Source organism: Jiella endophytica, assembly GCF_004519335.1.
In the GTDB taxonomy this organism is placed as follows: Bacteria; Pseudomonadota; Alphaproteobacteria; order Rhizobiales; family Rhizobiaceae; genus Jiella; species Jiella endophytica.
Genome location: NZ_SOZD01000002.1, coordinates 428,958 through 455,781, shown reverse-complemented (window position 1 = coordinate 455,781; position 26,824 = coordinate 428,958). Strand labels below are relative to the sequence as shown.

General features: G+C 66.1%; 29 protein-coding genes. 11 read left to right on the top strand and 18 right to left on the bottom strand.

Going from position 1 to position 26,824, the window contains the following annotated elements; genetic code table 11:
* The first annotated feature begins 175 nt into the window (after positions 1-175).
* A complete protein-coding gene (locus tag E3C22_RS07210; protein ID WP_134761334.1) occupies positions 176-1,978 on the top strand; it encodes an acyl-CoA dehydrogenase family protein in 1,803 nt (600 codons plus the stop codon).
* Positions 1,978-2,715 carry a crotonase/enoyl-CoA hydratase family protein gene (locus E3C22_RS07205; protein WP_134761333.1) on the top strand — a complete coding sequence of 246 codons (738 nt, stop codon included), beginning with the start codon at positions 1,978-1,980 and terminating at the stop codon, positions 2,713-2,715. The genes E3C22_RS07210 and E3C22_RS07205 overlap by 1 nt, the downstream gene beginning before the upstream one ends.
* Here the strand turns inward: E3C22_RS07205 and E3C22_RS07200 are convergent.
* Positions 2,705-3,841: an aminotransferase class V-fold PLP-dependent enzyme gene (locus E3C22_RS07200; protein WP_167591716.1), complete on the bottom strand. Its 1,137-nt coding sequence runs from the start codon at positions 3,839-3,841 to the stop codon at positions 2,705-2,707. The genes E3C22_RS07205 and E3C22_RS07200 overlap by 11 nt on opposite strands.
* A gap of 308 nt (positions 3,842-4,149) precedes the next feature.
* Here E3C22_RS07200 and E3C22_RS07195 point away from each other — a divergent pair, with 308 nt between their 5' ends.
* Positions 4,150-4,530 carry a PH domain-containing protein gene (locus E3C22_RS07195; protein WP_134761331.1) on the top strand — a complete coding sequence of 127 codons (381 nt, stop codon included), beginning with the start codon at positions 4,150-4,152 and terminating at the stop codon, positions 4,528-4,530.
* Between the two features lie 129 nt (positions 4,531-4,659).
* Entirely contained in the window at positions 4,660-5,175 is a 516-nt protein-coding gene (locus tag E3C22_RS07190; protein WP_134761330.1) for a GNAT family N-acetyltransferase, read from the top strand.
* 51 nt (positions 5,176-5,226) lie between these two features.
* Here the strand turns inward: E3C22_RS07190 and purD are convergent, their stop codons facing one another.
* Complete coding sequence (gene purD / locus E3C22_RS07185; RefSeq protein WP_134761329.1) at positions 5,227-6,498, bottom strand: phosphoribosylamine--glycine ligase; 1,272 nt, start codon at positions 6,496-6,498, stop codon at positions 5,227-5,229.
* A gap of 167 nt (positions 6,499-6,665) precedes the next feature.
* On the opposite strand from purD, the gene ubiA reads away from it, so the two are divergent.
* From ubiA to E3C22_RS07170, 3 genes are all read left to right on the top strand, one after another.
* Positions 6,666-7,673 (top strand): 4-hydroxybenzoate octaprenyltransferase, encoded by a 1,008-nt coding sequence (gene ubiA / locus E3C22_RS07180; RefSeq protein ID WP_134761328.1) that lies wholly within the window; start codon positions 6,666-6,668, stop codon positions 7,671-7,673.
* Between the two features lie 117 nt (positions 7,674-7,790).
* Positions 7,791-8,591 (top strand): 4'-phosphopantetheinyl transferase family protein, encoded by an 801-nt coding sequence (locus E3C22_RS07175; RefSeq protein ID WP_134761327.1) that lies wholly within the window; start codon positions 7,791-7,793, stop codon positions 8,589-8,591.
* On the top strand, positions 8,588-9,418 hold the full coding sequence (locus tag E3C22_RS07170; protein ID WP_134761326.1) for a metallophosphoesterase family protein: 831 nt from the start codon (positions 8,588-8,590) through the stop codon (positions 9,416-9,418). Before E3C22_RS07175 ends, E3C22_RS07170 begins: the two co-directional genes overlap by 4 nt.
* A 351-nt stretch (positions 9,419-9,769) precedes the next feature.
* Here the strand turns inward: E3C22_RS07170 and E3C22_RS07165 are convergent, their stop codons facing one another.
* From E3C22_RS07165 to E3C22_RS24880, 4 genes are all read right to left on the bottom strand, one after another.
* Entirely contained in the window at positions 9,770-10,387 is a 618-nt protein-coding gene (locus E3C22_RS07165; protein WP_134761325.1) for a ribonuclease D, read from the bottom strand.
* Positions 10,388-10,560: 173 nt separating this feature from the next.
* Entirely contained in the window at positions 10,561-11,118 is a 558-nt protein-coding gene (locus tag E3C22_RS07160; RefSeq protein ID WP_134761324.1) for a DUF992 domain-containing protein, read from the bottom strand.
* A gap of 239 nt (positions 11,119-11,357) precedes the next feature.
* Positions 11,358-11,576 carry a hypothetical protein gene (locus E3C22_RS07155; protein WP_134761323.1) on the bottom strand — a complete coding sequence of 73 codons (219 nt, stop codon included), beginning with the start codon at positions 11,574-11,576 and terminating at the stop codon, positions 11,358-11,360.
* Positions 11,577-12,033: 457 nt separating this feature from the next.
* Positions 12,034-12,255, bottom strand: a complete 222-nt coding sequence (locus E3C22_RS24880; protein WP_134761322.1) for a hypothetical protein — start codon at positions 12,253-12,255, stop codon at positions 12,034-12,036.
* A gap of 365 nt (positions 12,256-12,620) precedes the next feature.
* Here E3C22_RS24880 and E3C22_RS07145 point away from each other — a divergent pair, with 365 nt between their 5' ends.
* Together E3C22_RS07145 and E3C22_RS07140 are read left to right on the top strand one after the other, a co-directional pair.
* Entirely contained in the window at positions 12,621-13,118 is a 498-nt protein-coding gene (locus tag E3C22_RS07145) for a putative pterin-binding protein (RefSeq protein WP_134761321.1), read from the top strand.
* A complete protein-coding gene (locus tag E3C22_RS07140) occupies positions 13,115-15,109 on the top strand; it encodes a putative bifunctional diguanylate cyclase/phosphodiesterase (protein WP_134761320.1) in 1,995 nt (664 codons plus the stop codon). Before E3C22_RS07145 ends, E3C22_RS07140 begins: the two co-directional genes overlap by 4 nt.
* A gap of 157 nt (positions 15,110-15,266) precedes the next feature.
* Here the strand turns inward: E3C22_RS07140 and upp are convergent, their stop codons facing one another.
* The 6 genes from upp to E3C22_RS07110 form a co-directional block, all read right to left on the bottom strand.
* A complete protein-coding gene (gene upp / locus E3C22_RS07135) occupies positions 15,267-15,896 on the bottom strand; it encodes a uracil phosphoribosyltransferase (RefSeq protein ID WP_134761319.1) in 630 nt (209 codons plus the stop codon).
* Positions 15,897-15,958: 62 nt separating this feature from the next.
* On the bottom strand, positions 15,959-16,954 hold the full coding sequence (locus E3C22_RS07130) for an adenosine deaminase (RefSeq protein ID WP_134761318.1): 996 nt from the start codon (positions 16,952-16,954) through the stop codon (positions 15,959-15,961).
* A gap of 29 nt (positions 16,955-16,983) precedes the next feature.
* Positions 16,984-18,180 (bottom strand): phosphopentomutase, encoded by a 1,197-nt coding sequence (locus E3C22_RS07125; protein ID WP_134761317.1) that lies wholly within the window; start codon positions 18,178-18,180, stop codon positions 16,984-16,986.
* Positions 18,181-18,295: 115 nt separating this feature from the next.
* The gene (locus tag E3C22_RS07120) at positions 18,296-18,886 is read right to left on the bottom strand and encodes a TadE/TadG family type IV pilus assembly protein (protein ID WP_167591679.1); all 591 of its coding nucleotides are present in this window, start codon (positions 18,884-18,886) and stop codon (positions 18,296-18,298) included.
* Positions 18,886-19,443 (bottom strand): TadE/TadG family type IV pilus assembly protein, encoded by a 558-nt coding sequence (locus tag E3C22_RS07115; protein ID WP_167591678.1) that lies wholly within the window; start codon positions 19,441-19,443, stop codon positions 18,886-18,888. The genes E3C22_RS07120 and E3C22_RS07115 overlap by 1 nt, the downstream gene beginning before the upstream one ends.
* Positions 19,444-19,604: 161 nt before the next feature.
* Positions 19,605-20,066: a pilus assembly protein N-terminal domain-containing protein gene (locus tag E3C22_RS07110; protein ID WP_134761314.1), complete on the bottom strand. Its 462-nt coding sequence runs from the start codon at positions 20,064-20,066 to the stop codon at positions 19,605-19,607.
* A gap of 345 nt (positions 20,067-20,411) precedes the next feature.
* Here E3C22_RS07110 and E3C22_RS07105 point away from each other — a divergent pair, with 345 nt between their 5' ends.
* Together E3C22_RS07105 and E3C22_RS07100 are read left to right on the top strand one after the other, a co-directional pair.
* Positions 20,412-20,582 carry a Flp family type IVb pilin gene (locus E3C22_RS07105; protein WP_134761313.1) on the top strand — a complete coding sequence of 57 codons (171 nt, stop codon included), beginning with the start codon at positions 20,412-20,414 and terminating at the stop codon, positions 20,580-20,582.
* Positions 20,583-20,876: 294 nt separating this feature from the next.
* A complete protein-coding gene (locus tag E3C22_RS07100; RefSeq protein ID WP_134761312.1) occupies positions 20,877-21,380 on the top strand; it encodes an A24 family peptidase in 504 nt (167 codons plus the stop codon).
* A 15-nt stretch (positions 21,381-21,395) separates the two neighbouring features.
* Here the strand turns inward: E3C22_RS07100 and E3C22_RS07095 are convergent, their stop codons facing one another.
* The 6 genes from E3C22_RS07095 to E3C22_RS07070 all read right to left on the bottom strand — a co-directional run bounded on the left by E3C22_RS07095 (position 21,396) and on the right by E3C22_RS07070 (position 26,765).
* Entirely contained in the window at positions 21,396-22,391 is a 996-nt protein-coding gene (locus E3C22_RS07095; RefSeq protein WP_134761311.1) for a branched-chain amino acid ABC transporter permease, read from the bottom strand.
* A 2-nt stretch (positions 22,392-22,393) separates the two neighbouring features.
* Positions 22,394-23,281, bottom strand: a complete 888-nt coding sequence (locus E3C22_RS07090; protein ID WP_134761310.1) for a branched-chain amino acid ABC transporter permease — start codon at positions 23,279-23,281, stop codon at positions 22,394-22,396.
* A gap of 12 nt (positions 23,282-23,293) precedes the next feature.
* Complete coding sequence (locus tag E3C22_RS07085; RefSeq protein ID WP_134761309.1) at positions 23,294-24,013, bottom strand: ABC transporter ATP-binding protein; 720 nt, start codon at positions 24,011-24,013, stop codon at positions 23,294-23,296.
* Complete coding sequence (locus E3C22_RS07080) at positions 24,006-24,767, bottom strand: ABC transporter ATP-binding protein (RefSeq protein ID WP_134761308.1); 762 nt, start codon at positions 24,765-24,767, stop codon at positions 24,006-24,008. The genes E3C22_RS07085 and E3C22_RS07080 overlap by 8 nt, the downstream gene beginning before the upstream one ends.
* Before the next feature lie 138 nt (positions 24,768-24,905).
* Positions 24,906-26,123, bottom strand: coding sequence for an ABC transporter substrate-binding protein (locus tag E3C22_RS07075; RefSeq protein WP_134761307.1), 1,218 nt, complete (start codon positions 26,121-26,123; stop codon positions 24,906-24,908).
* Positions 26,124-26,285: 162 nt separating this feature from the next.
* On the bottom strand, positions 26,286-26,765 hold the full coding sequence (locus E3C22_RS07070; protein WP_134761306.1) for a hypothetical protein: 480 nt from the start codon (positions 26,763-26,765) through the stop codon (positions 26,286-26,288).
* Positions 26,766-26,824 lie beyond the last annotated feature (59 nt).

Genomic DNA, 26,824 nt, shown 5'->3' with positions numbered 1-26,824 from the left:
GCCTCAGTCACCGTTGCCCGATCGGTCGATAAACAGGGCAGCCCGTATGCGCGTTCCATATGGGGGCAGTCAGCTGTCCCTCGTAGGGGCGCCGTAGCCGGAACCGGAAATATAGAAGATCAGCACTGGCGCCAGTGCGTCATACGCACGCGTCTTTCGAGGAGGAGACGATATCATGCCGCAGCCGCCGGTAAAGGACATTGCATTCACGCTGCGCCGCATCGCCGGCCTCGATGCGGCGATGGAGGAGGGGCTCTTCCCGGATCTCGAGGCCGATCTCGTCGAGGCCGTGCTCGAAGAGGCGGCCCGCTTCGCCGCCGAGCGGATGCAGCCGCTCGACGCCATTGGCGACCAGCAGGGCGCGCGCTTCGCAAACGGTTCGGTGACCATGCCGGACGGCTGGAAGGCGCTCTATCGCGACTGGACGGCGGGCGGCTGGAACGCCATCGCCGGCCCCGCCGAATTTGGTGGACAGGAGCTCGGCACCGGCCTTGCCGCAGCCGTTTCGGAGATGTGGAACCACGCCTCCATGCCCTTCGCGCTCGGCCCGCTCTTGACCATCGGCGCGGTCGAGGCGCTGACCAAGCACGGCTCGGACGCGCTCAAGCAGGTCTATCTGGAAAAGCTCGTGTCCGGCGAGTGGATGGGAACGATGAACCTCACCGAGCCGCAGGCCGGCTCGGACCTCGCCGCGCTGAGAAGCCGCGCCGAGCGGCGGGACGACAGCAGTTACCGGATCTTTGGCCAGAAGATCTACATCACCTATGGCGAGCACGACCTTACCGAGAACATCGTCCATCTGGTGCTCGCCCGGCTGCCCGACGCGCCGGCCGGCGTGAAGGGCATCTCGCTCTTCCTGGTGCCGAAATTCCTGCCCGACGAGAGCGGCGCGCCGGGCAAGCGCAACGACGTCGTCTGCCATTCGATCGAGCACAAGCTCGGCATCCACGCCTCGCCCACCTGCACCATGCTGTTCGGCGAGGGAACGGTCGAAGGCGAGGAGCCCGGTGCGATCGGCTGGCTGATCGGCGAGGAGAATCGCGGCCTCGCCTGCATGTTCACGATGATGAACAATGCCCGGCTGATGGTCGGCATGGAGGGCGTCGGCATCGCCGACGCGGCCTATGACAAGGCGCTGGCCTATGCCCGCGAGCGTCGCCAGGGCAAGGCGACGCGGCTTGCGCCGGGCGCCGAGGCCTCTGGCGGCATGAGCCCGATCGTCGCCCATCCCGACATCGCCCGCACGCTTCTGACAATGAAGGGCCTCACCGACGGCGCGCGGGCCATCGCCTTCTCCTGCGCCGTCGCCATCGACCGGGCTCGGGCCCATGGCGAAAGCGACCCCGACAAGGCGCGGTTCTGGCAGGAGCGTGCGAACCTGTTGACCCCGGTCGCCAAGGCGTTTTCCACCGACGTCGCCTGCGAGGTCGCCTCGCTCGGCATCCATGTCCATGGCGGCATGGGCTTCGTCGAGGAGACCGGCGCGGCAAGGCTGCTGCGCAACGCCCGCATCACGCCAATCTACGAAGGCACCAACGGCATCCAGGCGATCGACCTCGTTGCCCGCAAGATCGGCCAGTCCGGCGGCGAGGCTGTGGCGGCGCTGTTTGCGGAATGGAGGGAGACACTGTCCGAGCTCTCCCGCCGCAACACGGCGGAATTCGGCGAAACCGCCGCTCTTCTCAATGCGGCACTCGCCGATCTCGAGGCCGCGACGGACTATCTCCTCGGCTGCCTCGAGGCAGGCGAGACCGAGACGGCGCTCGCCGGCGCGACGCCCTATCTGAGGCTCTTCGGCCTGACCGCAAGCGGTATCTGGCTCGCCAAGGGGGCATTGGCCGATCCCGGCCGCGTCGCGCTCTGCCGCTTCGTTGCCGAGAACCTCGTTCCCGAGACCGCAGGGCTGAAGCGGACGGTGGTGTCGGGCGCGGCGAGCCTTGCCGCCGCTCATGATCTTCTCGTTGCGGAGGCGATGTGATGACGGACCTGATCTCGATTTCGGCCCGCGAGGGCGTCACCACCATCCGGATGAACCGGGCCGACAAGAAGAACGCCATCAATCGCGAGATGTATCGCGGGATGAACGAGGCGCTGGAGGCCGCCTCCGGCGACGCGGCGACCCGCGCGGTGGTGTTTGCAGGGGCGCCGGGCGCCTTTTCGGCCGGCAACGACATCAAGGATTTCATGGCGATCGCCGAGGGCGGCGCGCTGCCCGGCGAGGTGCGGGACTTTCTGCATCACCTCGCTGGCTTCGAAAAGCCGCTGCTTGCCGCCGTCGATGGTCTTGCCATCGGCATCGGCACGACGCTGCTGATGCATTGCGACCTTGCCTTTGCGAGCCCGCAGTCGCTGTTCAGGACGCCGTTTCTCGATCTCGGCGTCACCCCCGAGGCGGGCTCCAGCCTGATCGCGCCGCGCATGATGGGCGACCAGCGGGCCTTTGCGCTCCTGGTTCTCGGCGAGGGTTTCGACGCTGAGACGGCCCGCGAGGCGGGGCTCGTCTACAAGGTGGTGGCCGATCCCGAGGCTGAGGCGCAGGAGGCGGCGCGGCGCCTTGCCGCAAAGCCGCCCGAGGCGCTGCGGATCGCCCGCGAACTGCTCCGCGGACGGCGCGAGGACGTCATCGCCCGTCTCGATGAGGAGATCGAGATCTTCTCGCAGCGGCTGCGCTCGAACGAGGCGCGGGCCGCCTTCGCGGCGTTCCTCAGCCGTTAGAGAGCCGCGCGTCCGCACCGGCGTTCGCCTTGCGGTACCAGTCATGGGCGGCGGCGACACCGGCGCCCGGCGTGATCTTCGCGCCGGCATCGGCGAGCGAGATTTCGGCCGCGGCAAGGGCGCCGAGGCACATCACCTCGTTGAGATCGCCGAGATGGCCGATCCGGAAGACCCTGCCGTTCAGCCGCGCCAGCCCGCCGCCGAAGGACGTGGCGTAGCGCTCATAGGCGATCTTCAGCACCTGGTTGGCATCGACGCCCTCGGGAACGAAGATCGCCGAGACGGTGTCGGAATACCATTCGGGTCCTGCCGCGACGAGGTCGAGACCGAGCCCCCTGACGCCGCGTCTGATCCCTTCGGCGAGCCGGTGGTGGCGGGCAAAGACGTTGTCGAGCCCCTCCTCGAACAGCATGTCGAGCGACGCCCTCAACCCGTGGAAGAACTGCGTCGGCGGCGTATAGGGAAAATAGCCCTGATCGTTCATCGCGATCTGGTCGGCAAAGAGGAAATAGGATCGCGGCAGCTTCGGCCGGTTGTCCCTGCTGGCGGCAAGGGCCTTCTCGGAAACCGAGAGGAAGGAAAGGCCCGCCGGCAGCATGAAGCCCTTCTGGGAACCCGCGACGGCGAGGTCGACGCCCCACTCGTCCTGGCGAAAGTCGATCGAGGCGATGGAGGAGACGCCGTCGACGAAGAGCAGCGCCGGGTGGGAATGGGCATCGAGCAACTTGCGCACGCCGGCGATGTCGGAGGTGACGCCGGTGGCGGTCTCGTTATGGGTGACGAAGACGGCGCGGATCTCGTGGCCGTGGTCGGCCCCGATCGCCTGTTCATAGGCATCGAGCGGAACGCCCTTGCCCCATTCGACGTCGATCGCGGTGACGTCGAGCCCCAGCCGCTGCGCCATCTCGACCCAGAGATGGGAGAACTGGCCGAAACGCGCCATCAGGACCCTGTCACCCGGTGCAAGGGTGTTCTGGATCGCCGCTTCCCAGGAACCGGTGCCGGAGGAGGGAAACATGAACACCCGCCCGCCGTCGTTCCTGAAGGCGCGCTTCAGGTCGCGAAACAGCCCGAGGGTGAGGTCGGGCAGGTCGGGCGACCGCTGATCCTCCATCGGCACGTTCATGGCGCGGCGGACCCGATCGGGCACGTTCGTCGGACCGGGAATGAATAGCTGCCGGATGCCGTGTTTCACATCGTCCTCCCTGCCGCGCCGCCATTCATGACGACGCGCGCGGAGGCCGTCAGCATCCGCGGTTTTGAAGCGATGGTACCCACCAGAGCGGAATTATCGGAACTTTCATTTTCTGATCAAGGCCGAAAGGATTTTTTACCGAGCTTCGGACATTCCGGCCGGTCTGCCCGTCTCTTGCGCTTGCGGGATCGGTCCGACGCACCACCTGCAATGCGGCAACAACGGAGCGACGAACGGCGATGGGACTTCTCTCCGGCCTGATGGGCCTCACCAGCGATGTCGATGTGGAAACGGTCCACGCGGAACTCGCGCCGATCATGATCGAGGGCGAGGAGATCGTGCTCGCCTTCATGGTCGTGCGCGACATGCTGGTCTTCACCGACCTCAGGCTGATCATCGTCGACAAGCAGGGAATGACCGGGCGAAAGCGGACGATCCTGTCGATTCCCTACCGGGCGATCACGACATTCTCGATCGAAACGGCGGGAACGTTCGACGCCGATTCCGAGATGACCATCTGGATGAGCGGCCAGCCGCCGCTGACCCGCGAGCTTTCCCGCCGCTCGAACATCGCCGGCATCCAGAAAGCGCTGGCTGAAGGCGTGCTCGGCCGTCGCTAGCGTCCTGCGCCAAGGCTGGAAGATGCGCAGAAGTCGGTGATTTCCCTGCGTTTGTGACAATAACTCACATCGGCGGAAAAATTTTTCGCAAACCATGGATCGATTCCGCTCGTCATGTGTTGACGAGCGATGCCGACAATCACGACCGCCATTCGTTTCGCCGAACAGAAGGACGCCACCGCCCTTGCGAGCGTCCACGAAGCGGCATGGCGCGGCGCCTATGCCGGCATCATTCCCCACGCCTGTCTGAACTCGATCGTCGCCCGCCGCCATGCCGGATGGTGGGTCCGGGCCGTGCAGAGCGGCGCAGGCATCCTGGTCGTCGATTTCTGCGGCGAGACGGTCGGCTATGCGACGATGGGGCGGAACCGGACGGAGGCGCTGGCCGTCTCCGGAGAGATCTACGAACTCTATCTGAAGCCCACCTATCAAGGCGTCGGCCTCGGCCGGCGCCTTTTTTCGGCCGCGCAGAAGCTGCTGCGCGAACGCGATCTCGGCAGCCATGCGGTGTGGGCGCTCGCCGACAACACGCTGGCGACCGGCTTTTACGAGCGGATGGGCGGGGTGCCGCTCGCCGAGGGCGAGGAGTGCTTCAACAAGACGAAGCTCCGCAAGATCGCCTATGCCTGGCGCGGCAAGCGCTGAGCCGCGCTCCCGTCCGATCTTCCGCCACCCAGCCCGAGCGGCCTTCGTGCTTCAGGCGTCTTCGACCATGATCGCCCGGTGGCCGATGTCCGAACGGAAGAAGCCTTTCTCCCAGCCGACCTTTTCGACCGCCGCATAGGCGCGGCTCGCCGCTTCGCGCACGCTCGTCCCGCGGGCCGTGACGTTGAGCACCCGGCCGCCATTGGCGACCAGCCGGTCGCCGTCGCGGGCGGTGCCGGCATGGAAGATGCGCATGGTCTCGTCGTCCGCCGGCAGATGGGTGATCGCGGTGCCTTTTTCGTAGGAGCCGGGATAGCCTTCAGAGGCCATCACCACCGTCAGCGCCCGCTCGCGCGACCAGTCGACCGATATGCCGGCGAGATCGCCCTTGGCAGCGGCGAGGAAGACGGGCAGGGGGTCGCTCTCGAGCCGCATCATCAGGACCTGCGACTCAGGGTCGCCGAAGCGGACGTTGTATTCGATGAGCTTCGGGCCGGTCTCGGTCAGCATCAGCCCGGCATAGAGGACGCCGGTGAACGGCGCGCCGATCTCGGCCATGCCCTTCAGCGTCGGCTCGACGATCTCCCGCATCGCCCGTTCGACGAGGCGCTCGCTCATCGCCAGGGCCGGCGAATAGGCGCCCATGCCGCCGGTGTTCGGCCCGCGATCCTTGTCGAAGGCGCGCTTGTGGTCCTGGGCGGTGCCGAAGACCAGCGCCCGCTCGCCGTCGCAGAGGCAGAAGAGGCTCGCCTCCTCGCCCTCGAGGAATTCCTCGATGACGATCTCGGCGCCCGGCCCGCCGAAGGCGCCCTCGAAGCAGCTGTCGACCGCCGCCATCGCCTCGGCGCGGTTCGCCGCGATCGTCACGCCCTTGCCGGCGGCCAGCCCGTCGGCCTTGATGACGATCGGAAAGCCGGTTTCATCGAGATAGGCCTTCGCGGCGGCGACGTCGGAAAAGCGCTTGTACCGGGCCGTCGGAATGTCGTGGCGCGAGCAGAGGTCCTTGGTGAAGCCTTTCGAGCCTTCCAGCCTTGCCGCGGACGCGGAGGGGCCGAAGACGGCAATGCCCGCCTCGTTCAAGGAATCGGCGATTCCCGCGACCAGCGGCGCCTCGGGGCCGACGACGACGAGGCCGACGTCCTTGTCGCGGCAGAATGCGACGACAGCAGCATGGTCGGTCTCGTCCAGCGACACCAGTTCGGCGCATTCGGCGATGCCGGGATTGCCGGGCGCCGCATAGAGCCGCTGAAGCATCGGCGACTGGCTGATCTTCCAGGCCAGTGCGTGTTCGCGGCCGCCCGAACCGATCAGAAGGACATTCATTCGCATTCCCTTGCGCGCTGCGCCTTTGGCGGTTTTTCTCGTCGCAGAGGCGATAGGGGGACCGACCGGGTCCGGTCAAGCACGGCAAAACGCCAAAAACTCGGCGAAACGGGAATTGCGACGCGATTTTCACTTGACTGCAGCAATGATGCACTCACTCTGTCGCCATGGCGAATCTCAAATCCAGCCTGGCCGAGACCTCCGACCGCGTCACCGACGCACCGGTCTACAATTGGGTGTACCGGATGCTGCCGCGGGCCATCTGGCCCTATGCGCAGCTGGCGCGCTGGGACCGGCCGATCGGCTGGCAGCTGCTTCTGTGGCCGTGCTGGTGGTCCGCCGCGCTGGCGCCGCAGGCGGTGGCCCCGAGCGCCGTCCATACCGGCCTCCCGAGTCTCTGGAACCTCCTGCTGTTCCTCATCGGCGCCATCGCCATGCGCGGCGCCGGCTGCACCTATAACGACCTCGTCGACCAGGACATCGACGACAAGGTGGCGCGGACCCGCTCGCGCCCGCTGCCCTCAGGCCGGGTCAGTCGCCTGCAGGCGAAGCTGTTCCTCGTCGCCCAGGCGCTCGTCGGCTTCCTCGTGCTGATCCAGTTCAATCCCTTCGCCGTGCTGCTCGGCATCCTGTCGCTCGCCACGGTGGCGATCTACCCGTTCCTGAAGCGGGTCACCGACTGGCCGCAGCTCGGCCTCGGCCTTGCCTTCTCCTATGGCGCGCTGATGGGCTGGGCCGTCCATTGGGGCTCGCTGGCCCTGGCGCCGGTGCTGCTTTATGCCGGCGCGATCCTCTGGACGATCGGCTACGACACGATCTACGCACATCAGGACAAGGAGGACGACGCCCTCGTCGGCGTCCGTTCGACGGCGCGGCTGTTCGGCAACCGCACCCGCGAGGCGCTCGCGATCCTCTATCTCGGAACGATCGCCCTGTTCTTCGCCGCCTTCGCGGCGTCCGGCATGGGCGCGGCGGGTGGCCCGTCCTGGCCGGCCTATGCGGGCCTCGCCATCGGCGCCGTGCAGATGATCTGGCAGATCTCGAGCCTCGACATCGACGATCCCGACCAGTGTCTCGCTCTGTTCAAGTCGAACACGGTGTTCGGCTGGATCATCTTCTTCGGCCTGATTTTCTCGGCGCTCTGGTCGCTGTCGATGCCGGTCTACGGCGGCTAGGCGCGGCGCCTTGCCGGCACCGGGCGCAGCGGGGTCGGCGAACCGGGGTGGCAATGTCCGCCGGGCGATCCCAGATGCCAAATCTCCCGACCCGACCGCCAGGCGCCTTTCGGTTTCATGCAGCATCCGTCCATCATTCAGCCGTCCCGGATCGACGTCTATCTCGCCGATCCCGCGGCCTGTGAAACCCATGCTGCCGCCTGGCTTCAGCTCCTCGACGGGAGCGAACGGGCCCGCTACGAGCGCTACAAGGTCGAGGCTGCGCGGCAGGAATATCTGACCGGCCGGGCGCTCGTTCGCACCGCTCTGTCGCGCCACGCCCCTGTCGCTCCGGCAGACTGGCGCTTCGAGCCCAATCGCTACGGGCGGCCGTCGATCGCAACCGGATTGCAGCCCCACGCGCCCGGGCTCGTCTTCAACCTCTCCCACACCCGCGGCCTCGTCGCGCTTGCCGTCGGACGGGACTGCGACCTCGGCGTCGATGTCGAGTGGATCGACCGCCAGAGCCGCCTTGTGGACCTCTGCGAGCGCTATTTCGCCGCCGACGAGACGGCCTATGTGCGGGCGGCCGAGGGCGAGGAGCTGACCGAGCGTTTCTTTGCCTTCTGGACTTTGGGCGAAGCCTATATCAAGGCGCGGGGCATGGGGCTGGCGCTGCCGCTCGACGGCTTTGCCTACGACATTGCGGGCGAGGCGCCGAGCATCCGCTTCGAAGCAAGCTGCCCGGACGATCCTGCACGCTGGCGGTTCCTCAGACGGCGGATCGGCGAAAGGCACAGGCTGGCCTTGGCGGTCGCCTCCGATGTGCCGGAGATCACCGTGACCTTCCTGCGCGGCGTGCCGGGATCGAGTGAAATTTCCGAGGCCGGCGAGTTCGCCGCGGTCCTCGCGCGGGCCGAAGGGCCGGCCGCATCGTGAGACTTTTCGCCGTCGCAGACCTTCATCTCGGCTTTGCGGCCAATCGCGAGGCGCTGGCCGAAATCGAGCCGCGCCCGGACGACTGGCTGATCCTTGCCGGCGACGTCGGCGAGACCTTCAACCACATGCGCCTCGCCTTCGAGGCGCTGTTGCCGAAGTTCCGGCAGCTCGTCTGGGTCCCCGGCAATCACGAGCTCTGGGCGGTCGCCGAGCGCGACGCCGAGCCAGGCGTGCCGGTGCTGCGCGGCGCGGAGCGCTATCTCGCCTTCGTCGACCTCTGCCGCGAATACGGCGTGCTGACCCCGGAGGACGACTATCCGCTGATCGTGGTGGAGGGGCGAGAGGCGCGGCTGGTGCCGATGTTCCTGCTCTACGACTACAGCTTCCGCCCGCCGGAGGTGGCCAAGGCCGACGCGCTGGCCTGGGCGAGCGAGGGCGGCGTTCGCTGCGCCGACGAACAGTTTCTGGCGCCGGCGCCCTTTTCGAGCCGCTCGGCGTGGTGCGAAGCCCGCTGCGAGGAGACTCTGGCGCGGCTTGAGGCGCTTGGGGACGAGACCGTTCCGCGCATTCTCGTCAATCACTGGCCGCTGCGCGAAGCGCTGGCAAAGCCGCCGCGCATCCCGCGTTTCTCGCTCTGGTGCGGGACGAAGCGGACTGAGGACTGGCACCGCCGCTTCAATGCGTCGGTGGTGGTGTCGGGCCATCTTCACATGCCGTCGAGCCGGCTGATCGATGGCGTGCGGTTCGAGGAGGTTTCCTTCGGCTATCCGAAGCAGTGGCGGGGGCGGCGGGCGCCTGATGCGGCGCTCCGCCAGATATCGGTCTGAGCCTTTGAGTGCCCGACCGGTGACGTCAGCGACGATCGCCGGCCGGGATCCCGGCGTTTCAGGCGACGAGATGCAGGAAGCCGACGGCGACCGCGAGTGCGGCGGACAGGAGCCCGGTGACGGCGACGGTCTGGGCGGCTTCGCTGGTGAGGATGCGGTTGATCATGGTGCTGGCCTTGGGTCGAAGAGAGTTGCGATCGGCCCCGCATGTGGGGCTTCTCGGCGCTCTGCGACATCCGGTTTGCGACATGCGGTGACGCAACGCGCATATTCGCCAGTTTCGGTCAACGCTTCGACAACGCCGCCGGCCCGCTTCACCTGACGGGATCCACCATCGTTCAACGATGGCGGTCAGGCGGAATGGGAGAAGATGTCCTCGTCTCCCCAGCCGGCGAGGTCGAGCTTCACGCGGGTCGGCAGGAAGGCAAAGCAGGCCTTGGCAAGGTCCATGCGGTCCTCGCGGTCGAGGCGCTTGTAGAGGACGCCCATGATGTCGTGGAGATAGAGGACGTCGGAGGCGGCATATTCCACCTGCGCCGGCGACAGCGTTTCGGCGGCCCAGTCGGAGGACTGCTGCTGCTTGGAGAGGTCGACGCCGATGAGTTCGCGGGCAAGATCCTTCAGCCCATGGCGATCGGTATAGGTGCGGGTGAGCCGCGAGGCGATCTTGGTGCAGAAGATGCCCTGGGTCATCGCGCCGAAGGTGTGATAGAGCGCCGCGACGTCGAAGCGGGCATAGTGGAAGATCTTGGTCTTGGAGGCGTCCTTCAGCAGCGCCGCGATGTTCGGCGCCTCGCGCTGGCCCTTGGCGATCTGGACGATGTCCGCGGTGCCGTCGCCGGGCGACAGCTGGACGACGCACAGCCTGTCGCGCCGCGTGTCGAGGCCGAGGGTCTCGGTGTCGATGGCGACGGGACCGGTGTAGCGGGAAAGGTCGGGAAGGTCGCCCTTGTGCACGCGGATGGTCATGATTTCCCCTTGTCGATTCGGTATGTCTTCGAATCGATAGCGGATTTTTGAATTGAATCCCAAGCATCGCGTATTTTCCGAACGTGCTGCCGCGATGCCGCGCCCGTCCGGACAAGAAAACGGGCGGCTGTCGCCGCCCGTCGTCATGGGTTCGCTCGTCGATGTGACGCGCTTTATTCGGGGCGAACCACGCCGGGCGCCACCGGCTCGGCCGGTACGGCCACCGGCGTCTTGACCGCCGGAACCGCCTGGCCGGGCTCGAGGGTCAGCTTCGAAACGCCCAGTGCGGCGTTGATGCCCTCCTGCGCCTGTACGCTGAGCGGCTGCAGGGTGAAGCTGTCGTTCGCGCCGCCGACGAGCAGCTTGGCGCCGCCACCGACGATCGCCGAGGCATCGGCGCGAGCGCCGACATAGGTGCCGGAAAGCGCGCTCTGCTGATAGGCGTTGCCGTCGGGCATGACCACGGCCCAGGTCATCACGGTGCGCCCGGTCACACCGACGTCGAGGCCGAAGGTGTCGAGGGTTCCCGCATAGACCTCGGTCTGGCCGCCGCCGGCCGGCGTGAACTCGCAGACGAGATCGTCCGAAGAGCCGATGATGAAGCCGGTTGTGCCCTTGCTGTGGCAGCCGAGGGTGCCGACGTTGACGGCTGCCGAGGCAGGCCCGGCGAAGATCGGGAGGGAGAGAGCCGTCGCCGCTGCGAGCGCCAGGGTGGTCGGAAGGGTTTTCATTGATTTCACCTCACTTCAGCGATTGTCCGCTTCGGGTGAGGCAAACAGGCGATGGCGCACTCCGTTCCACTTTATGACGTAGCGGCAGTGCGATTTTCTGCCTGGGTCGATGTCCCGCCAGGAGGCTTTGTCGCTGATTCAGCAACGAAAAACCGCCCCGGCGAAGCGGGGCGGTTTTGTCGGGCGCCTTCACGCCGTCCGGCGGGGAGGGGCGCCGGAAGGCTGAAGGTGAGGGGGCCTTAGTGGCAGGAGCGGACGCGCTTCCAGACCCAGAGCTTGTTGCCGCACTCATCGTAGCCGGCGAAGACCTTGCGCTTCTCGATGTGGCAGACCTTCTCGTAGCGGACGCTGTCATAGCCGTAATGCGGCTTGTGCCAGCTCTTGGCGCTGGCCGGCGCGGCGAGGGCGGCAGCGGCGGCGGCGATGGTGGCGGCGGCGATGATGGTGTTGCGGATCATGGGTCTCTCTCTTCGGGTTCTGAGGGGTGCTGGTCCGTTCGACCGATGCCGGGAGAGTGAAACCGCCAGAGCGGTTTTCGCGCCGGCCGATCGAAAAAAGTTCTCCGGGACCGGCAGAGGCGAGGCTTCGGCCCCGCAAGACGCGCGGCGCCGGGCGTTGGAAAATCCTCTTGGCCGGCTGCGCGAAAGCATCCGCCGGGCACGGGAGCGCGGCTTCCCGGCCGGACATTGCCTGCAGCGGCGACCCGAAGACGGGACTTCGGCGGGTGAACGACCGCGCCGGCTTGTCGCCCGGTCGCAGCCTACGAGACTGGCACGCTTGAAACGGAGAAAACCGCCCCGGGGAGGACGGGGCGGTTTTCCTGAAACTGTCCGGAGGGGGAGCCAGGGGCGTTGGCGGCCGGACAGCGGGGGAGGGTTCGGGCGTGTTCGGGCCGGATCGGCCCGGGACGGCGGCTCAGTGGCAGGAGCGGACGCGCTTCCAGACCCACAGCTTGTTGCCGCACTCGTCGTAGCCGGCGAAGACCTTGCGCTTCTCGATGTGGCAGACCTTTTCGTAGCGGACGGTGTCGTAGTCGTAGCTGTCGTAGGACCTGTAACCGTTGGCGCTGGCCGGAGCGGCGAGGGCGGCGGCGGCGGTGACGACGGTGGCGGCGGCGATGATGGCGTTGCGGATCATGACGGGTCTCTCCTCAGGTTGAATGGCAGGTCTTTCCGACCGATGCCGGGAGAGTGAAACCGCCAGAGCGATTTGCGCCCGGCGGCTGGCGGAAATCGTCCGGCGCGGGGGATCGGGTGGCTGCGGTCCGACCCGTCGCGAGCCGAACCTTGCCATGCGATCACTGACTATCTGCAAGACTGACTTCGATGATCTGTCAGGAGATCTTAGAAAAACCGATGAAAAGCACTTTAGGTCGGAAAGAAAATGATTAACGACGACGAGATATAGTCTTTCCCGAAAGTGATGTGCGGAATGGATTGTCAATCCTTCGCAGTTAATCCTGAGCGCCGGTGCGGCACGAACGGCAGGAGGCTTCGAAGGCTATGGCGATCTCACGGCGGACTTTCATCAGCGGCTGCGCGCTGACGTTTCTTTCGGCGAATGTCGGCCATGCCGCGGTGGATCTCGACGATCCGGCGCTGCCGGTTCTGAAGGTCATGCGGGGTGGGGCGCCGCTCGCGAGCTTCAGCCGGATGGACCTTGCGGCGATGCCGCAGACGGCCTTCGAGACCAAGACCCCCTGGAACGACGGTCCGACCTCCTATGAGGGACCGCTGCTTGCGGACTTCCTCGCCCATGTCGGCGCAAACGCCACGCAGCTTCGGCTGCTCGCATTGAACGACTATCTGGTCCTCGCCGACGTCGCGCTCCTCGTCGATGGCGGAGCGATCCTGGCCATCAAGGAGGACGGCGATTTCCTCCCGACGGCGCGCAAGGGACCGGTCTTCATGATGTTCCCCTTCGATTCGGACCGGCGGCTGCATTCCCAGCAGTTCTACAGCCGCGCGGTCTGGCAGCTTATCGAGATCGACCTGCAATGACGTCAAGCGGAAGCGGCCAGTCACGGGGTGCCCGCTGGTTCGTCGCCGCGCTTCTGGCGGCGACGGCCGCGCTGGCGTTTCTCGCCATGGAGACCTCGGTCCAGACCGACAACTATCATCGCGGCCTGCTCGACGCGTCCTCCTACAACGCGACCTTCGACTATGCACGGGCGCAGCTCGAGACGGAGCGGCTCGCCCGGTCCATCGAAGGATATGCTGCCGGGCGGGCGACGCAGGCTCAGATCGCCACCGATTTCGACATCCTGCGCACGCGGCTCGACACGCTGCCGGTGACGATCACCGGGCGGCCGTTCCGCGACGCGGTCGCCGCGCGGGACGATCTCAGCCAGGCCTGTGATGAGATCGAGGCGATGCTGCCGACAATTGCCGACCCGGCATCGGCGGGGCACGCCGTCGCCCGTCTCGACGAGGTCGCAAGGTCCATCTCCCGGCTTGCGACCGTCGCCAATGCCGTCCAGGGCGACATCGTCGCGGGCTGGCGCCAGCGGCTGTCGGATTCGCTCGCCGATCTCGGCCTGCATCTGCGGCTGCTCTGCGGCATCGGTCTCCTGCTCGTCGTCGTCCTGATCCAGCAGAAGCTGCATTTCCGCCGCCGGGCGCTGACCGATCCCTTGACCGGACTGCCGAACCGCGCCTCCTTCCGGCAATGGCCGCAGCGCGCCGTCGGCGCGAACGAGATCGCCGTCGCGATCGTCGATGTCGATCTCTTCAAGGAGATCAACGACAGTTGCGGCCACCAGTCCGGCGACCGCCTTTTGATCGGGCTTGGGGCGATCTTCCGAGGGGCCGTCGGACGGCGCGACAAGGTGGCAAGAATCGGCGGCGACGAGTTCGCCCTGATGTTCACCGGCCGCGGGGCGCTGGAACGGGCGAGCGAAGCAGCGGCCCTCGTGACGCGGCGGTTCGGCCAGCAGGATCTCGGCCTTGCCGACGACCGGCGACCGACATTGAGCGTCGGCATTGCGGCAAGCAACGGCGAGCGGCAGCTCGAGGCCCTGCTCATCGATGCCGATTCAGCGATGTATGCCGCCAAGAAGGCCGGCGGCGCCTGCATCGTCACCGCGAGCGAGGATTTCCGCCGCGATCTCGAATTCCGCCGCCGGCTGCAGCGCGACATTCTTCATGCGAGCCAGCGCAACGAGTTCGACCTGGCATTCCAGCCGATCGTCGACGTCGGCGAATTGCGGGCGCACAGCTTCGAGGCACTCCTGCGCTGGCAGCATCCCGAACTCGGCCGGATCCCGCCAGACCTCTTCATCCCGCTTGCCGAGGAGAGCGGCGCGATCATCGAGATCGGCCGTTTCGTCCTCGACCGGGCTTTGTCGATCGCCGCCAACTGGCCGGCCCAGCTGACGGTTTCGGTGAATGTCTCGGCGCTGCAGCTCTCGGAGAAATCCTTCGTCAGGATGGTCCGCGAGACGCTCAAGCGCAACGGCGTTCCGGCGAGCCGGCTGATCCTCGAAATCACCGAGACGGCGCTGATCAAGAACGCCAATGCCGGCAAGATCCTCGACGATCTGCGCCGCCTCGGTGTCGGCATCGCCCTCGACGACTTCGGTACCGGCTACGCGTCGATGGGCTATCTGCAGCAATATCGCTTCGACAAGATCAAGATCGACAAGTCCTTCGTGTCGACGATGAACGAAGAGGGCAAGAGCGCCGCCATCGTCCGCGCCATCTGCGCGCTTGCCAAAGAGATCTCGGCGACGGTGGTCGCAGAAGGGATCGAGACCGAGGAACTCCTGTCCCTCGTCGGCGCTGCCGGCTGCGACTTCGGCCAGGGCTATCTCTTCGCCCGGCCGATGAGCGCGCTGCAGACCGCACTGTTCATCGAAAAGAACGGCTGGGGCGGCGTCGCGACGCCGCGGCGGCCGGCCGGCGAGATGGCCGAGCTGACGGTCGTGCCGGAGGCATGGCCGATGCCCGGGCCGGCCAAGGCGCCGGGGCCGCGGCTGAAGTCGGTCTCGTAGAGCGCCGTGCGTCCGAAGCGGCGCCAGCGATTTGCCCACGGCCGACGCTTGTCTTTCGTTGACGCCCGGCAACCGGTCCCGATGTCCGCACCGCCACCGCTGACGGGGCCCTCGGGCTGGGACGCGGCGCGCTGGAGCCAAGCCATGCGGCGGCGTCCTATTTGGTGCCGTACATCCGGTCGCCGGCATCGCCGAGGCCAGGGACGATATAGCCCTTCTCGTTGAGATGGCTGTCGATCGAGGCGGTGAAGACCGGGACGTCCGGATGGCCGGCACGGAACCGCTCGATCCCCTCCGGCGCGGCGAGGAGGCAGAGGAAGCGGATGTTGCGGGCGCCGCGCTCCTTCAGCTTCTCGATCGCCGCGATGGCGGAGTTCGCCGTCGCCAGCATCGGATCGACGACGATGACGAGGCGGTCGGCGAGGTTCTCCGGCGCCTTGAAATAATACTCGACCGGCTGCAGCGTCTCGTGGTCCCGGTAGATGCCGATATGGGCGACGCGGGCCGCCGGCACGAGATCGAGCATGCCTTCGAGCAGGCCATTGCCGGCCCTTAGGATCGAGGCGAACACCAGTTTCTTGCCTTCGAGGGTCGGCGCATCGATGGTCGCCATCGGCGTCTCGATCTCAACCGTGGTCAGATCGAGATTGCGCGTCACCTCGTAGCAGAGCAGCGTCGAGATCTCCCGCAGGAGCCGGCGAAAGCTCGCCGTCGAGGTTTCCTTGTCGCGCATGATCGTCAGCTTGTGCTGGACCAGCGGATGATCGATGACGGTGACGCCCTCCATGGTGCCCTCTCTTCTTGTTGGCCGATCTTGCCGCGACCTCTGCCGCGAGCGTTGCTTCCGGTCTAGTCCGATGTCGCCGGCGCGCCAAGGGACAGAGCGGCGATCTGGAAACGGTTGAGGAGCGCGTAACGGACGTCCTCCTCGACGAAGGCGGCTTCCAGCGCGTTGCGGGTGAGGGCGATCCGCTCGCCATCGCCGAGGCCGTTTTCGGCGGCGAGGCGGTATTCGCGGGCAAGATCGGTGTGGAAGAACGGCGGGTCGTCGGCGCCGAGCGTCGCCTTGACGCCGGCCTCGACCAGCTTCTTCAGGGGATGGGAGGCGATGTCCGGATAGACGTCGAGGGCAAGGTTCGACCCCGGGCAGACCTCGAGGACGATGTCGTTTTCGACGATCTCGGCAACCAGCGCCGGATCCTCGATGGACCTGACGCCGTGGCCGATTCGGCTCGGCTTCAGCCACTCGATGGCAGCGCGGACGCTTTCCGGCCCGCAGAGTTCCCCGGCATGGGCGGTGAGGCCGAGGCCGGCATCGCGGGCGATGTCGAAGGCCCTGGCGAAGTCCTTCGGGTGATGGATGCGCTCGTCGCCGGCAAGGTTGAAGCCGGTGATCAGCGGCCGGCCGGGACCTGTGGCAAAGCGGGCGGCGGCTTCGACGGCCTCCGGCCCGAGATGGCGCACCCCGACGACGATCATCCGTGCCTCGATGCCGCTCTCCCGTTTGGCCCTTGCGATCCCGGCGGCAAGGCCGCGGGCGTAGATCTCGGGCTCGGTGCCGCCGGCCTGCGCGTGATCCGGCGAGATGAAGAACTCCGCATAGAGCGCACCCTCCGCGGCAAGGCCGGTCAGATGGGCAAAGGCGAGATCGGCGTAGTCCTCCTCGCTTTTGAACACCGTCGAGGCGTGGTCATAGGCGGCGATGAAACTGGTGAAATCGTGCCAGACATAGGCGCCGTCCCGGATGATGCCGGAGACGTCGATGCCGTGTTTGCCCGCAAGCCGCGCGACGAGGGCGGGCGGCGCCGCGCCCTCGATATGGCAGTGGAGTTCGGCAAGCGGCATCCGTGGGGTGCCTTGTCGCGGCACGCCCCTCACAGGAAGCTCCGCCCGGCTCCAGCCGCGGCAATGCCGAGATGGGCGGCGACACTGGCGCCGATGTCGGCGAAGGTCTCGCGCCGGCCGATCGGCTTCGGCTCGACATCCGGCCCGAAGCCGAGGACGGGGACGATCTCGCGGGTGTGGTCGGAGCCCCTGAAGGTCGGGTCGCAGCCATGGTCGGCTGTCGCGATGGCGATGTCGCCGGGGCGCATCGCGGCCTCCAGTTCCGGCAGCCGCGCATCGAAGGCTTCGAGAGCGGCGGCATAGCCGGCAACGTCGCGGCGGTGACCGTAGATCATGTCGAAATCGACGAAATTGACGAAGACGAGGTCGCCGCTCGAAGCCTCTGAGAGGGCTTCGAGCATCCGGTCGAACAGCGCCATGTTGCCGTCGCCCTTCAGCACCCGCGAGATGCCGCGATGGGCGAAGATGTCGGCGGTCTTGCCGACGGCGTGGACAGTCCGACCGGCCTCGACGGCGCGTTCGAGCAGCGTCGGCTGCGGCGGCGGCACCGAATAGTCGCGGCGATTGGCAGTGCGGGTGAAGCTCTCGGCGCTGTCGCCGATGAACGGCCGGGCGATCACCCGGCCGATATTGAGCGGATCGACGTGGCGGCGGGCGACGGTGCAGAGTTCGTAGAGCCGGTCGAGGCCGAAATGCGCTTCGTGCGCGGCGATCTGCAGCACGCTGTCGGAGGAGGTGTAGAGGATCGGCTTGCCGGTCGCGAGGCTCTCCTCGCCGAGGTCGCGGATGATCTCGGTGCCTGAGGCGTGCCTGTCGCCGAGAATGCCGGGGATGCCGCTATCATCGACGATCTGCCGGACGAGTTCGGGCGGAAAGGTCGGCACCTCGTGGGGAAAATAGCCCCAGTCGAAGGCGACCGGCACGCCGGCGATCTCCCAGTGGCCAGAGGGCGTGTCCTTGCCGCGGGAGATTTCCCGGGCCGAGCCCCAGACGCCGTCCGGCCTGACAGGGGAATCGCCGCGGCCGGCGGCGGCGAAAAGGCCGAGCCGCTCGAGATTGGGAAGGTGCAAGGGTCCGTTCCGCAGGCCTGCGCGATCTGCGCGGCCCGAGCGGCAGGCTTCGAGGATATGGCCGAAGGTGTCGGCACCGTCGTCGCCGAAATCCTCGGCATCCGGTGCGGCGCCGATGCCGAAGGAATCGAGCACCATGATGACCGCCCGCGCCATGTCCACCTCCCGCCGCCTGGCCCGTCGAAGCCCCGCCTTGAAGCGGGCTCCGCCTTCACAAGCAAGTGGGATCGACGGCGGAAAATGACAGTCCGATGTCCGCTCGTCGCGCCGATCAGCAGCCGTTGCAGACGACTTCGCTGCCAAGTCGCGGCGTGTGGTAGCTGGTCTCGCCCATGACGATCGGGCCGATCAGGCCGAAACCGCCGAGCGCCTCGTATGAATAATAGGCCTCGGCGACGATGATGGAGGCGCTTTTCTCCGCCGAGAACTGGCTCGGCAGGGTGTATTTGTCGCCGGCATGGAGCGCCGTCGTGCCGACCATCGTGTTGCGCGAGCGGGTCCAGTTGACCGTAGCCTTGCCGTTGGCGTCGATCTTCACCTGGGTGACACGCAGGAAGATGCCCGATGCGTCATAAGGCTGCATCAACGACGAGGTGACGTCGAACAGCCCGTCGAGCTGGCTCGGCGTGGTCGCTTCGACCTGGCCGACGAGGTCGCCGATGGTGCCCGCCGCATTGTGGATCTTGCGGTTGATCGAGACGGCGATGGCGGTGTCGGAACCGGCCATGTAGATGATCGTCATGAACGGCACGACGAGGGCAAATTCCACCGCGGCCGCGCCGCGGCGGTCGCGCGCCAGTCTTATGGGAGCGCGACACAGCTCCTCGATCGTGCGGTGAATCCTGTCGCTCCAGCCGCGCATCAGTAGGGCTCCGTCATGAAGGCCGCACTGCCGACGACCACGAAGGAGTGGTCGCTCATCCCCGTCGCCATCTCGCGCAGCACGTCGACGTAGAGCGGCCATTTGTAATAGGCCTTCAGTGAGGTGATTACCTCGCCGGAGGGCGTGCTGTAGGAAAAGCCGCTGGAATCGATGTCGCCGTTCTTCACCGGGACGCTGGTCGGCACGACGCCGAAGGACGCGTAGGTCTTCAGGTCGACCTGCAGCTTGGCGCAGGTGAAGAGGAAGTCGACCTCGTCGCAGAGCTTCTTCTTGAAGTCCTCCTTGCTGAGGCCGGCGCTGGTGATCTGGCCGGTCCGCACTTCGCGGCCGACCTTGGCGACCGCCCGATCCATGACGAGTTCGGCGAAGAAGATCGTCGAAGTCTCGATCAGGACCATCATCAAGACGAAGAACGGCACGGCGAGGAGGGCGAGTTCGACAGTCGTCGCACCGTCGCGATTGCGGATAAACGGGAGGAGTCGTCCGGTCCGCCGGAGGTCGGCGGCGGGCCTGTGTGCCCTGGCGGCTGATTCCATCTTCACGTTCCACATTTCTACGAGTGCGGCGTTGGTGGATGATCGTCGCGATGCCTTAGAAAAACGTTACGTCGCGGGAGAAGATTGCGGCTTTGCCATGCGAGGCCACCACAGACGCCTGACTGATCAGGAGATTTGTCTCTGACCGATCGCCGGCGGTGTTACTGGTTGCTGGCGGCCTCGTCGACGAAGCTCTGGCGCTGGGTCTGCTGCTGGACCGTCACGCCGAAGTTTTCCGCGTCGTCACCAACGGTGATCGTCGGCACGCATTTCGGCGTGCAGGCATAGGTCGCCCGGCTGGCCTGCCGGTAGACCCGCACGGTGTGGTCCTCGAATGTCTGCACGGAGACCTGCTCATCGACATAGGGATGACCGTCTTCGTCGAGGATCACCATGTTGGTGATGCCGTTGCTCTTGCCGGTGAGGACAAGGCGGTTCGATGACAAGACCTGGACGTCGACGATCGCCGGATTGCCGACGATCACCGTCGAGGCCGGCTTGTCGAGTTCGATGACCTTGGCCTGGTCGAGTTGCACCGAAATCATCGCCGCTTCGGCGCCGCCTTGCGCTATCGCCGCGACGAAGAGGGCGGCAAATATGGCAAGGGTCGAGCGGAGGGCCATGGGGAGATCCACAATTTCGGGATTGCTGCCGGGTTTGACCGTAACTCTCGCTGATCAGGCTGAACGAAGCGTTAATCTTCCGGGGCGCTTTGCCGAAAACTCGTGATAAACCCCACTAATAAGCAGAACTTTCCGATTTCCGCAGCGGCATTCTTCGGTGTCTTTCGAACTCCGATCGGGAAGCTGCCGGACGGTGAAGAACGCGGTCCGGCGAGCGGCCGGCCGGAATAAGTAAAAATCAACCACATAGTTTAAGTGCTTTGAAACAGGACCCGCATAGCTTGGCGACATCCGATCGACGGGACAGTCGACGGGAGCGCTACACGAGATTGTCAAGGAGTCCTCATGTCCAAGCTCATCGCGCGTTTCGCCAAGAACGAATCGGGTGCCACCGCCATCGAGTACGGCCTCATCGCCGGCATCATGGCCGTTGCTCTGATCGCGGCTTTCGCGGTTCTTTCGCCGAAGATCCTCTCGGCGTTCACCTCGATCGGCGACAAGATGCAGGTCAACTAAGACCGGCTGCGCCGCGGGCATCCGAGCCCCGGCAACGCTCAACGAAGAGATTTGCGGGCGGTCGGCTGAATGCCGGCCGCCCCGATCACGTTTGAGGCCCGCCGCGGCGGTTCCTCGATCATTCGACGGCATCGGTGCCGAGATGAGCGCACCGATTCGCTCGGCACGGGCCCATCGATGCGACGAATCGGACAATTTCCGAGAAAAATCTAAACCATCGGCACACCATTTACGCCGATGATTGGGCTGATCGCGACTGCCGCCAGTCAGGCGCCGCTGCCGAAGGGATCCGCCATGCTCACCACAGCACTTTTGCTCACCGTGTTTCCTTTCGCGATGATCTACAGCGCGCTGACCGATCTTCTGGAAATGAGGATCGAGAACCGGGCGATGATCGTGCTGACGCTGGCCTTTATCCCGGCGGCGCTGCTCGTCGGCCTTCCCTGGCAGGTGCTCGGCGGCCACGTCCTTGTCGGCCTTGTCTGCCTCTGCATCACTTTCGCGATGTTCGCGGCGGGCTGGATGGGCGGCGGCGATGCCAAGCTCATCGCCGCAACCGGGCTCTGGCTCGGCCCGACCATGCTGATGGCGGAGTATCTCCTCGTCGCCGCGCTGATCGGCGGTGGCCTGACCATCGGCCTGCTTTTCGCCCGCAGCCAGATGCTGCCGGTAACGCGCGTCGCTTTCGTCGACCGGCTGATGGAGAAGGACAGCGGCGTGCCCTATGGCATCGCGCTCGGCGCTGCCGGCCTCTACGCCTATTCCCACAGCTTCTGGATGACGGCCGCGCTCGGCTGATTCTCCCGCGTCGCCCTACCGCTTCAAAAAGCGGATCGCCTCGCCGACGATGCCCCGGCGGAACAGGAGCACGCAGAGCACGAAAATCACCCCGACGATGACCGTGACAGGCACGTCCGAGGTGGCGAAATAGTTCTGCATCGTCACCACCAGTGCCGCTCCGACCGCCGGGCCGAAGATCGTCCCCATGCCGCCGAGCAGCGTCATCAGCACCACCTCGCCGGACATCTGCCAGGCGACGTCGGTGAGGGTGGCGATCTGCAGGACGATCGCCTTGGTGGAACCGGCAAGGCCGGCGATCGTCGCCGACATCACGAAGGCCCCGAGCTTGTAGCGCTCCACCCGGTAGCCGAGCGAGATCGCCCGGTTCTCGTTCTCGCGGATCGCCTGCAGGACGTGACCATAGGGGGAATGGACGATCCGCCAGACGGCATAGAAGCCGACGAGGAAGATCAGAAGCACGAAATAATAGATGTTGAGCGGCCGGTTGAGGTCGACTAGCCCGAGGAGATCGCCGCGCGGCACGCCCTGGATGCCGTCCTCGCCATGGGTGAAGGGCGCCTGCAGGAAGATGAAATAGATCATCTGCGACAAAGCGAGGGTCACCATGGCGAAATAGATGCCCTGGCGGCGGATCGCGACGAAGCCGACGACGAGGCCCATCAGTCCGGCGCCGACTGCGCCGAGAAGAATCGCCAGGAGCGGCTCCCATCCCCAGACCTTCACGGCATGGGCGGTGAAATAAGCCGCGCCGCCGAAGAAGGCCGCATGGCCGAAGGAGAGCAGGCCCGCATAGCCAAGGAGGAGGTTGAAGGCGGTGGCGAACAGCGCGAAGCACAAGACCGTCATGATGAAGACGGGATAGACGAAAAACGGCGCGGCAATCAGCCCGGCGACGGCGATCACCGCGATGATCAGGCCGATCCGGGCGAGGCTTCTCTGCCTCGCATGAGCCTTTTGCCTCTCCCTGCTCTCGACTTGCGCCGCCCCGGTGTCTGTCAGGCTCGACATGGTCAGATCTCCTTGCCGAACAGGCCGGCCGGCCGCAGCATCAGGACGACCGCCATGATGACGAAGACGACGATGTTGGAGGCTTCCGGATAGAAGACCTTGGTCAGGCCCTCGAGAATGCCGAGCACGTAGCCGGTGACGATGGCGCCGCCGATCGAGCCCATGCCGCCGACGACGACCACCGCGAAGACGATGATGATGAGGTTCGAGCCCATCAGCGGCGAGACCTGGTAGATCGGCGCGGCAAGCACCCCGGCGAGCCCGGCGAGGCCCGCGCCGAGGGCGTAGGTGAGGGTGAGGAGCAGCGGCACGTTGACGCCGAAGGCCTGGACGAGCTGCGGGTTTTCCGTCGCCGCTCTCAGATAGGCGCCGAGCCGGGTCTTCTCGATCAACAGCCAGACCGTCAGGCAGATGACGATCGAGGCGACGACGACGAAGCCGCGATAGTTCGGCAGGAACATGAAGCCGAGATTGGTGCCCCCGGCGAGCAGCGCCGGCCCGGCATAGGGCTGGCCGGCGGCGCCGAAATACCAGCGGAAGGTGCCCTCGATGATCAGCGCCAGGCCGAAGGTGAAGAGCAGGCCGTAGAGATGGTCAAGGTCGTAGAGCCGCGACAGCATGGTGCGCTCGATGATCGCCGAGATCGCGCCGACCACCAGCGGCGCGACGATCAGCGCCGGCCAGAAGCCGAGGCCGGTGTGGACGAGCAGCAGATAGGCGGCGAAGGCGCCGAGCATGTACTGCGCGCCATGGGCGAAATTGATCACCCTGAGGAGGCCGAAGATCACCGCAAGGCCCAACGACAGAAGCGCGTAGAACGAACCGTTGATGAAGCCGATCAGCAGCTGGCCGAGCAGCGCAGGGAGGGGAATGCCGAAGATCATCGTCATCGCTCTGGCTCCTTACACGCCGACGACTTCATGCAGCCTGCCCATCTTGGCATCGAGCTGCGAGGTCGGGAAGCTTTCGAGGATGTGGCCGTCCTCCATCAGGTAGAAGCGGTCGGCGACCTTGCGGGCGAAGCGGAAGTTCTGTTCGACGAGGAGCAGCGTCATGCCCTTCTTCTTCAGTTCGATGAGCACGTCGCCGATGCGCTGGATGATCACCGGGGCGAGCCCCTCGGTCGGCTCGTCGAGAAGAATGATCCTGACGCCCGTCCTGAGAATGCGGGCGATCGCCAGCATCTGCTGCTCGCCGCCGGAGAGCTTGGTGCCGGGCGAGTTGCGGCGCTCGGCGAGGTTGGGAAAGAGTTCAAAGATCTCTTCGACGCTCATGCCACCCTCGGCGACCTTCGGCGGCAGCATGAGGTTTTCCGAGACCGACAGCGAGGCGAAGATGCCGCGCTCCTCCGGAACATATCCGATGCCGGAATGGGCGGTGCGATGCACCGGCACCTTCATCATGTCGCGGCCGTCGATGTGGATCTCCCCCTCGCGCCGGGGCAGGAGGTTCATGATGGCGCGCAGGGTCGAGGTCTTGCCGGCGCCGTTGCGCCCGACGAGGGTGATCGTCTCGCCTTCCATCAGGTCGAGCGAGACGCCGTGGAGGACGTGGCTTTCGCCGTACCAGCCGTCGAGACCGCGGACCTTGAGAAGCGGCTCTCCGCCGTTCACCTCAGCCATCCTCGCTCCCCATATAGGCCTCGCGTACCCGCGCGTTGGAACTGACTTCCTCGTAGTCCCCCTCGGCAAGGATCTCGCCGCGGGCAAGCACCGTCACCCGGTCGCAGAGGTCGGAGACGACGTTGAGATTGTGCTCGACCATCACCACCGTGCGGCCCTTGGCGATGCGACGGATCAGATCGGAGATGCGGCCGATGTCCTCGACGCCCATGCCGGCCATCGGCTCGTCGAAGAGGAGCACCGGCGGGTCGAGGGCGAGCGTCGTCGCGATCTCCAGCGCCCGCTTGCGCCCATAGGGCAGCTCCGCCGCGTCATGGGCGGCGAAGGCGGCGAGGCCGACTGCCTCGATCAGATCGTGGGCTTCGTCGTTCAGCCGGTCGAGCAGCCGGTTCGAGCGCCAGAACTGGGTGCCGAGATGCGCCTTCCTCTGCAGCGCGACGCGGACGTTGTCGAGCACCGTCAGATGCGGAAACACTGCCGAAATCTGGAACGAGCGCACCAGGCCGAGTCGCGCGACGTCGGCCGGTTTGACCCCGGTGATGTCCTTGCCGCGGAAGACGATGCGGCCTTCGGTGGGGGTCAGGAATTTGGTGAGGAGGTTGAAGACGGTCGTCTTGCCGGCGCCGTTCGGGCCGATCAGCGCGTGGATCGTGCCCTCGCGCACGTCGAGATCGACATTGTTGACGGCCTTGAAGCCGAAGAATTCCTTGGTGAGGCCTCTTGCTGACAAGATGGCATCGGCGGACGTGCTCATCGGACCTTCATGTCCTTCCCAACTCCGCGGACGGTCATTTCCGTCGAGAGCCCCGGCGTGGCGGATGCCGCCGCGAAGGGCTGACCGAAGCGCCGGCGACGCGCTCTCACGGGCGCGTCGCCGGCCCTCATGAAGCCATCACTTGGCGTATTGAGAGACGTCGCAGCCGGAGTTCTCGACCGAGAGGAAGGCGTCGCTGCCGGGGACGGTGGCGACCTCGTTGTAATAGTCCCAATCGCCCTTCATCTCGTCCGGCTTCTTCACCTGGAAGAGATACATGTCGTAGACCATGCGGCCGTTTTCCTGGACCTTGCCGTTCTTGGCGAAGACGTCCTCGACCGGCAGCTCGTGCAGCTTGGCGGCGACGGCCTTGGTCTCGTCCGTGCCGGCCGCCTTCACCGCCTTCAGATAGCTCAGCACCGCCGAATAGGTGCCGGCCTGGATCATGTTCGGCATCCGGCCGGTCTTCTCCATGAAGCGCTCGCCGAATTTCCGGTTGTCGTCGTTCTGGTCCCAGTACCAGCCTTCGGTGAGGTTCAGCCCCTGCGCCGATTCGGCACCGAGGCCGTGGACCTCGGCGAGGGTGAAGAGCAGCGCCGCGAGCTTCTGGCCGCCCTGGACGATGCCGAATTCGGCCGCCTGCTTGATAGCGTTGGCGGTGTCGAGGCCGGCATTGGCAAGGCCGATCACCTTGGCGCCGGAGGACTGGGCCTGGAGGAGGAAGGAGGAGAAGTCGTTGCTGGCCAGCGGATGGCGCACCGAGCCGAGCACCTCGCCGCCATTCTCCTTGACGAAATTGCCGGTCTGCTCCTCCAGCGAATAGCCGAAGGCGTAGTCGGCGGTGAGGAAGAACCAGGTGTCGCCGCCGGCCTTGACCAGCGCGCCGCCGGTGCCGACCGCCAGCGCATGGGTGTCGTAGGCCCAGTGGAAGCCATAGGGGCTGCACTGCTTGCCGGTCAGCTCCGTCGTCGCCGCACCGGTGACGATGTCGATCTTGCCCTTTTCCTTCGACAGGCCCTGCACGGCGAGGGCCACCGAGGAGGTGGTCAGTTCCATGATCGCGTCGACCTGCTGGGTATCGTACCACTCGCGGGCGATGTTGGAGGCGATGTCGGGCTTGTTCTGATGGTCGGCATTGATCAGCTCGATCGGCTTGTCGAGCACCGTGCCGCCGAAATCCTCGACCGCCATCTCGGCGGCCGCCACCGACCATTTGCCGCCGAAATCGGCGTAGACACCGGACTGGTCGTTGAGGATGCCGATCTTGACGACATCGTCCGAGATCTCCTGCGCCGCAGCAGGCATGGTCAGGCCGGCGACGATGGTCGCGGCCAGAAGCGTCTTGTCGATACGCATTCCTGAAAACTCCTCCCGAATGAAACGGAGAGAGCCGCGTTTCCTCCCGGGCCCTTCCATTTGCAGCGAATGAGAGACAGGGCGGGGCCCGATGTCAACGGCTTGACTTGTTTCGCGGCCGGCATACCGCGTGCTCTCATACTTTGGTCGGTAGGAGGGCGCTCATCCGGAGCCGGCAATTCCATCTGAAGTGGTTTTCGGCCGCCGCCTCTCCACCGTTTGCGGGCGTCTCGCGCGGCGTTGGCCTCTGCGCTGATCCCGCGTCCCGGCAGCGCCGACCTCCGCCGGCGGACGGACCCAGGCCGCCTTGCCACCGAGCCAGCGTTTCAGCCGCGTCACGACGATGTGGCGGTTGATGTCGTAGCGCGGATCGCGGGTGCGGGAAAACCGCCTCTGGCGCCGGTTCTCCCGGTCGATGCGGTCAGACAGGCGCTGGCGCTCGGCGGCGGCGAGCCTGGTCGGATCGTCCCACCGCGCGGCATCGGCAACGCTCGGTCCGGCCGCGCCGAATCGCCGGAGCGCCGCCTGCAGTTCCAGCCGCTCGACGGCGACGCGGTCGTCCTCCCGCCGGGCCTCCATTTGCCGGCGGATGCGGGCGGCGAGGATGTCGAGGAACGGGGCAAGATCGTCGGTGGCCGTCATGGCGAAACTCCGGGCGTGCTGGGCCCGTGAGGATCGTCGTCATGCGCGGGGGTGGGGAT

Coding starts and splice junctions, on each gene's coding strand:
- E3C22_RS07085 (WP_134761309.1), bottom strand. CDS start 24,013: ATGGCTGAGGTGAACGGCGGAGAGCCGCTTCTCAAGGTCCGCGGTCTC.
- E3C22_RS07095 (WP_134761311.1), bottom strand. CDS start 22,391: ATGTCGAGCCTGACAGACACCGGGGCGGCGCAAGTCGAGAGCAGGGAG.
- E3C22_RS24880 (WP_134761322.1), bottom strand. CDS start 12,255: ATGATCCGCAACGCCATCATCGCCGCCGCCACCGTCGTCACCGCCGCC.
- E3C22_RS07160 (WP_134761324.1), bottom strand. CDS start 11,118: ATGAAAACCCTTCCGACCACCCTGGCGCTCGCAGCGGCGACGGCTCTC.
- E3C22_RS07105 (WP_134761313.1), top strand. CDS start 20,412: ATGTCCAAGCTCATCGCGCGTTTCGCCAAGAACGAATCGGGTGCCACC.
- ubiA (WP_134761328.1), top strand. CDS start 6,666: ATGGCGAATCTCAAATCCAGCCTGGCCGAGACCTCCGACCGCGTCACC.
- E3C22_RS07075 (WP_134761307.1), bottom strand. CDS start 26,123: ATGCGTATCGACAAGACGCTTCTGGCCGCGACCATCGTCGCCGGCCTG.
- E3C22_RS07080 (WP_134761308.1), bottom strand. CDS start 24,767: ATGAGCACGTCCGCCGATGCCATCTTGTCAGCAAGAGGCCTCACCAAG.
- E3C22_RS07190 (WP_134761330.1), top strand. CDS start 4,660: ATGCCGACAATCACGACCGCCATTCGTTTCGCCGAACAGAAGGACGCC.
- E3C22_RS07130 (WP_134761318.1), bottom strand. CDS start 16,954: ATGCCGCTTGCCGAACTCCACTGCCATATCGAGGGCGCGGCGCCGCCC.
- E3C22_RS07155 (WP_134761323.1), bottom strand. CDS start 11,576: ATGATCCGCAACACCATCATCGCCGCCGCCACCATCGCCGCCGCCGCT.
- E3C22_RS07115 (WP_167591678.1), bottom strand. CDS start 19,443: ATGGAATCAGCCGCCAGGGCACACAGGCCCGCCGCCGACCTCCGGCGG.
- E3C22_RS07165 (WP_134761325.1), bottom strand. CDS start 10,387: ATGACCATCCGCGTGCACAAGGGCGACCTTCCCGACCTTTCCCGCTAC.
- E3C22_RS07210 (WP_134761334.1), top strand. CDS start 176: ATGCCGCAGCCGCCGGTAAAGGACATTGCATTCACGCTGCGCCGCATC.
- purD (WP_134761329.1), bottom strand. CDS start 6,498: ATGAATGTCCTTCTGATCGGTTCGGGCGGCCGCGAACACGCACTGGCC.
- E3C22_RS07195 (WP_134761331.1), top strand. CDS start 4,150: ATGGGACTTCTCTCCGGCCTGATGGGCCTCACCAGCGATGTCGATGTG.
- E3C22_RS07200 (WP_167591716.1), bottom strand. CDS start 3,841: ATGAACGTGCCGATGGAGGATCAGCGGTCGCCCGACCTGCCCGACCTC.
- E3C22_RS07090 (WP_134761310.1), bottom strand. CDS start 23,281: ATGACGATGATCTTCGGCATTCCCCTCCCTGCGCTGCTCGGCCAGCTG.
- E3C22_RS07125 (WP_134761317.1), bottom strand. CDS start 18,180: ATGGCGCGGGCGGTCATCATGGTGCTCGATTCCTTCGGCATCGGCGCC.
- E3C22_RS07070 (WP_134761306.1), bottom strand. CDS start 26,765: ATGACGGCCACCGACGATCTTGCCCCGTTCCTCGACATCCTCGCCGCC.
- E3C22_RS07145 (WP_134761321.1), top strand. CDS start 12,621: ATGGCGATCTCACGGCGGACTTTCATCAGCGGCTGCGCGCTGACGTTT.
- E3C22_RS07110 (WP_134761314.1), bottom strand. CDS start 20,066: ATGGCCCTCCGCTCGACCCTTGCCATATTTGCCGCCCTCTTCGTCGCG.
- E3C22_RS07120 (WP_167591679.1), bottom strand. CDS start 18,886: ATGCGCGGCTGGAGCGACAGGATTCACCGCACGATCGAGGAGCTGTGT.
- upp (WP_134761319.1), bottom strand. CDS start 15,896: ATGGAGGGCGTCACCGTCATCGATCATCCGCTGGTCCAGCACAAGCTG.
- E3C22_RS07175 (WP_134761327.1), top strand. CDS start 7,791: ATGCAGCATCCGTCCATCATTCAGCCGTCCCGGATCGACGTCTATCTC.
- E3C22_RS07140 (WP_134761320.1), top strand. CDS start 13,115: ATGACGTCAAGCGGAAGCGGCCAGTCACGGGGTGCCCGCTGGTTCGTC.
- E3C22_RS07205 (WP_134761333.1), top strand. CDS start 1,978: ATGACGGACCTGATCTCGATTTCGGCCCGCGAGGGCGTCACCACCATC.
- E3C22_RS07100 (WP_134761312.1), top strand. CDS start 20,877: ATGCTCACCACAGCACTTTTGCTCACCGTGTTTCCTTTCGCGATGATC.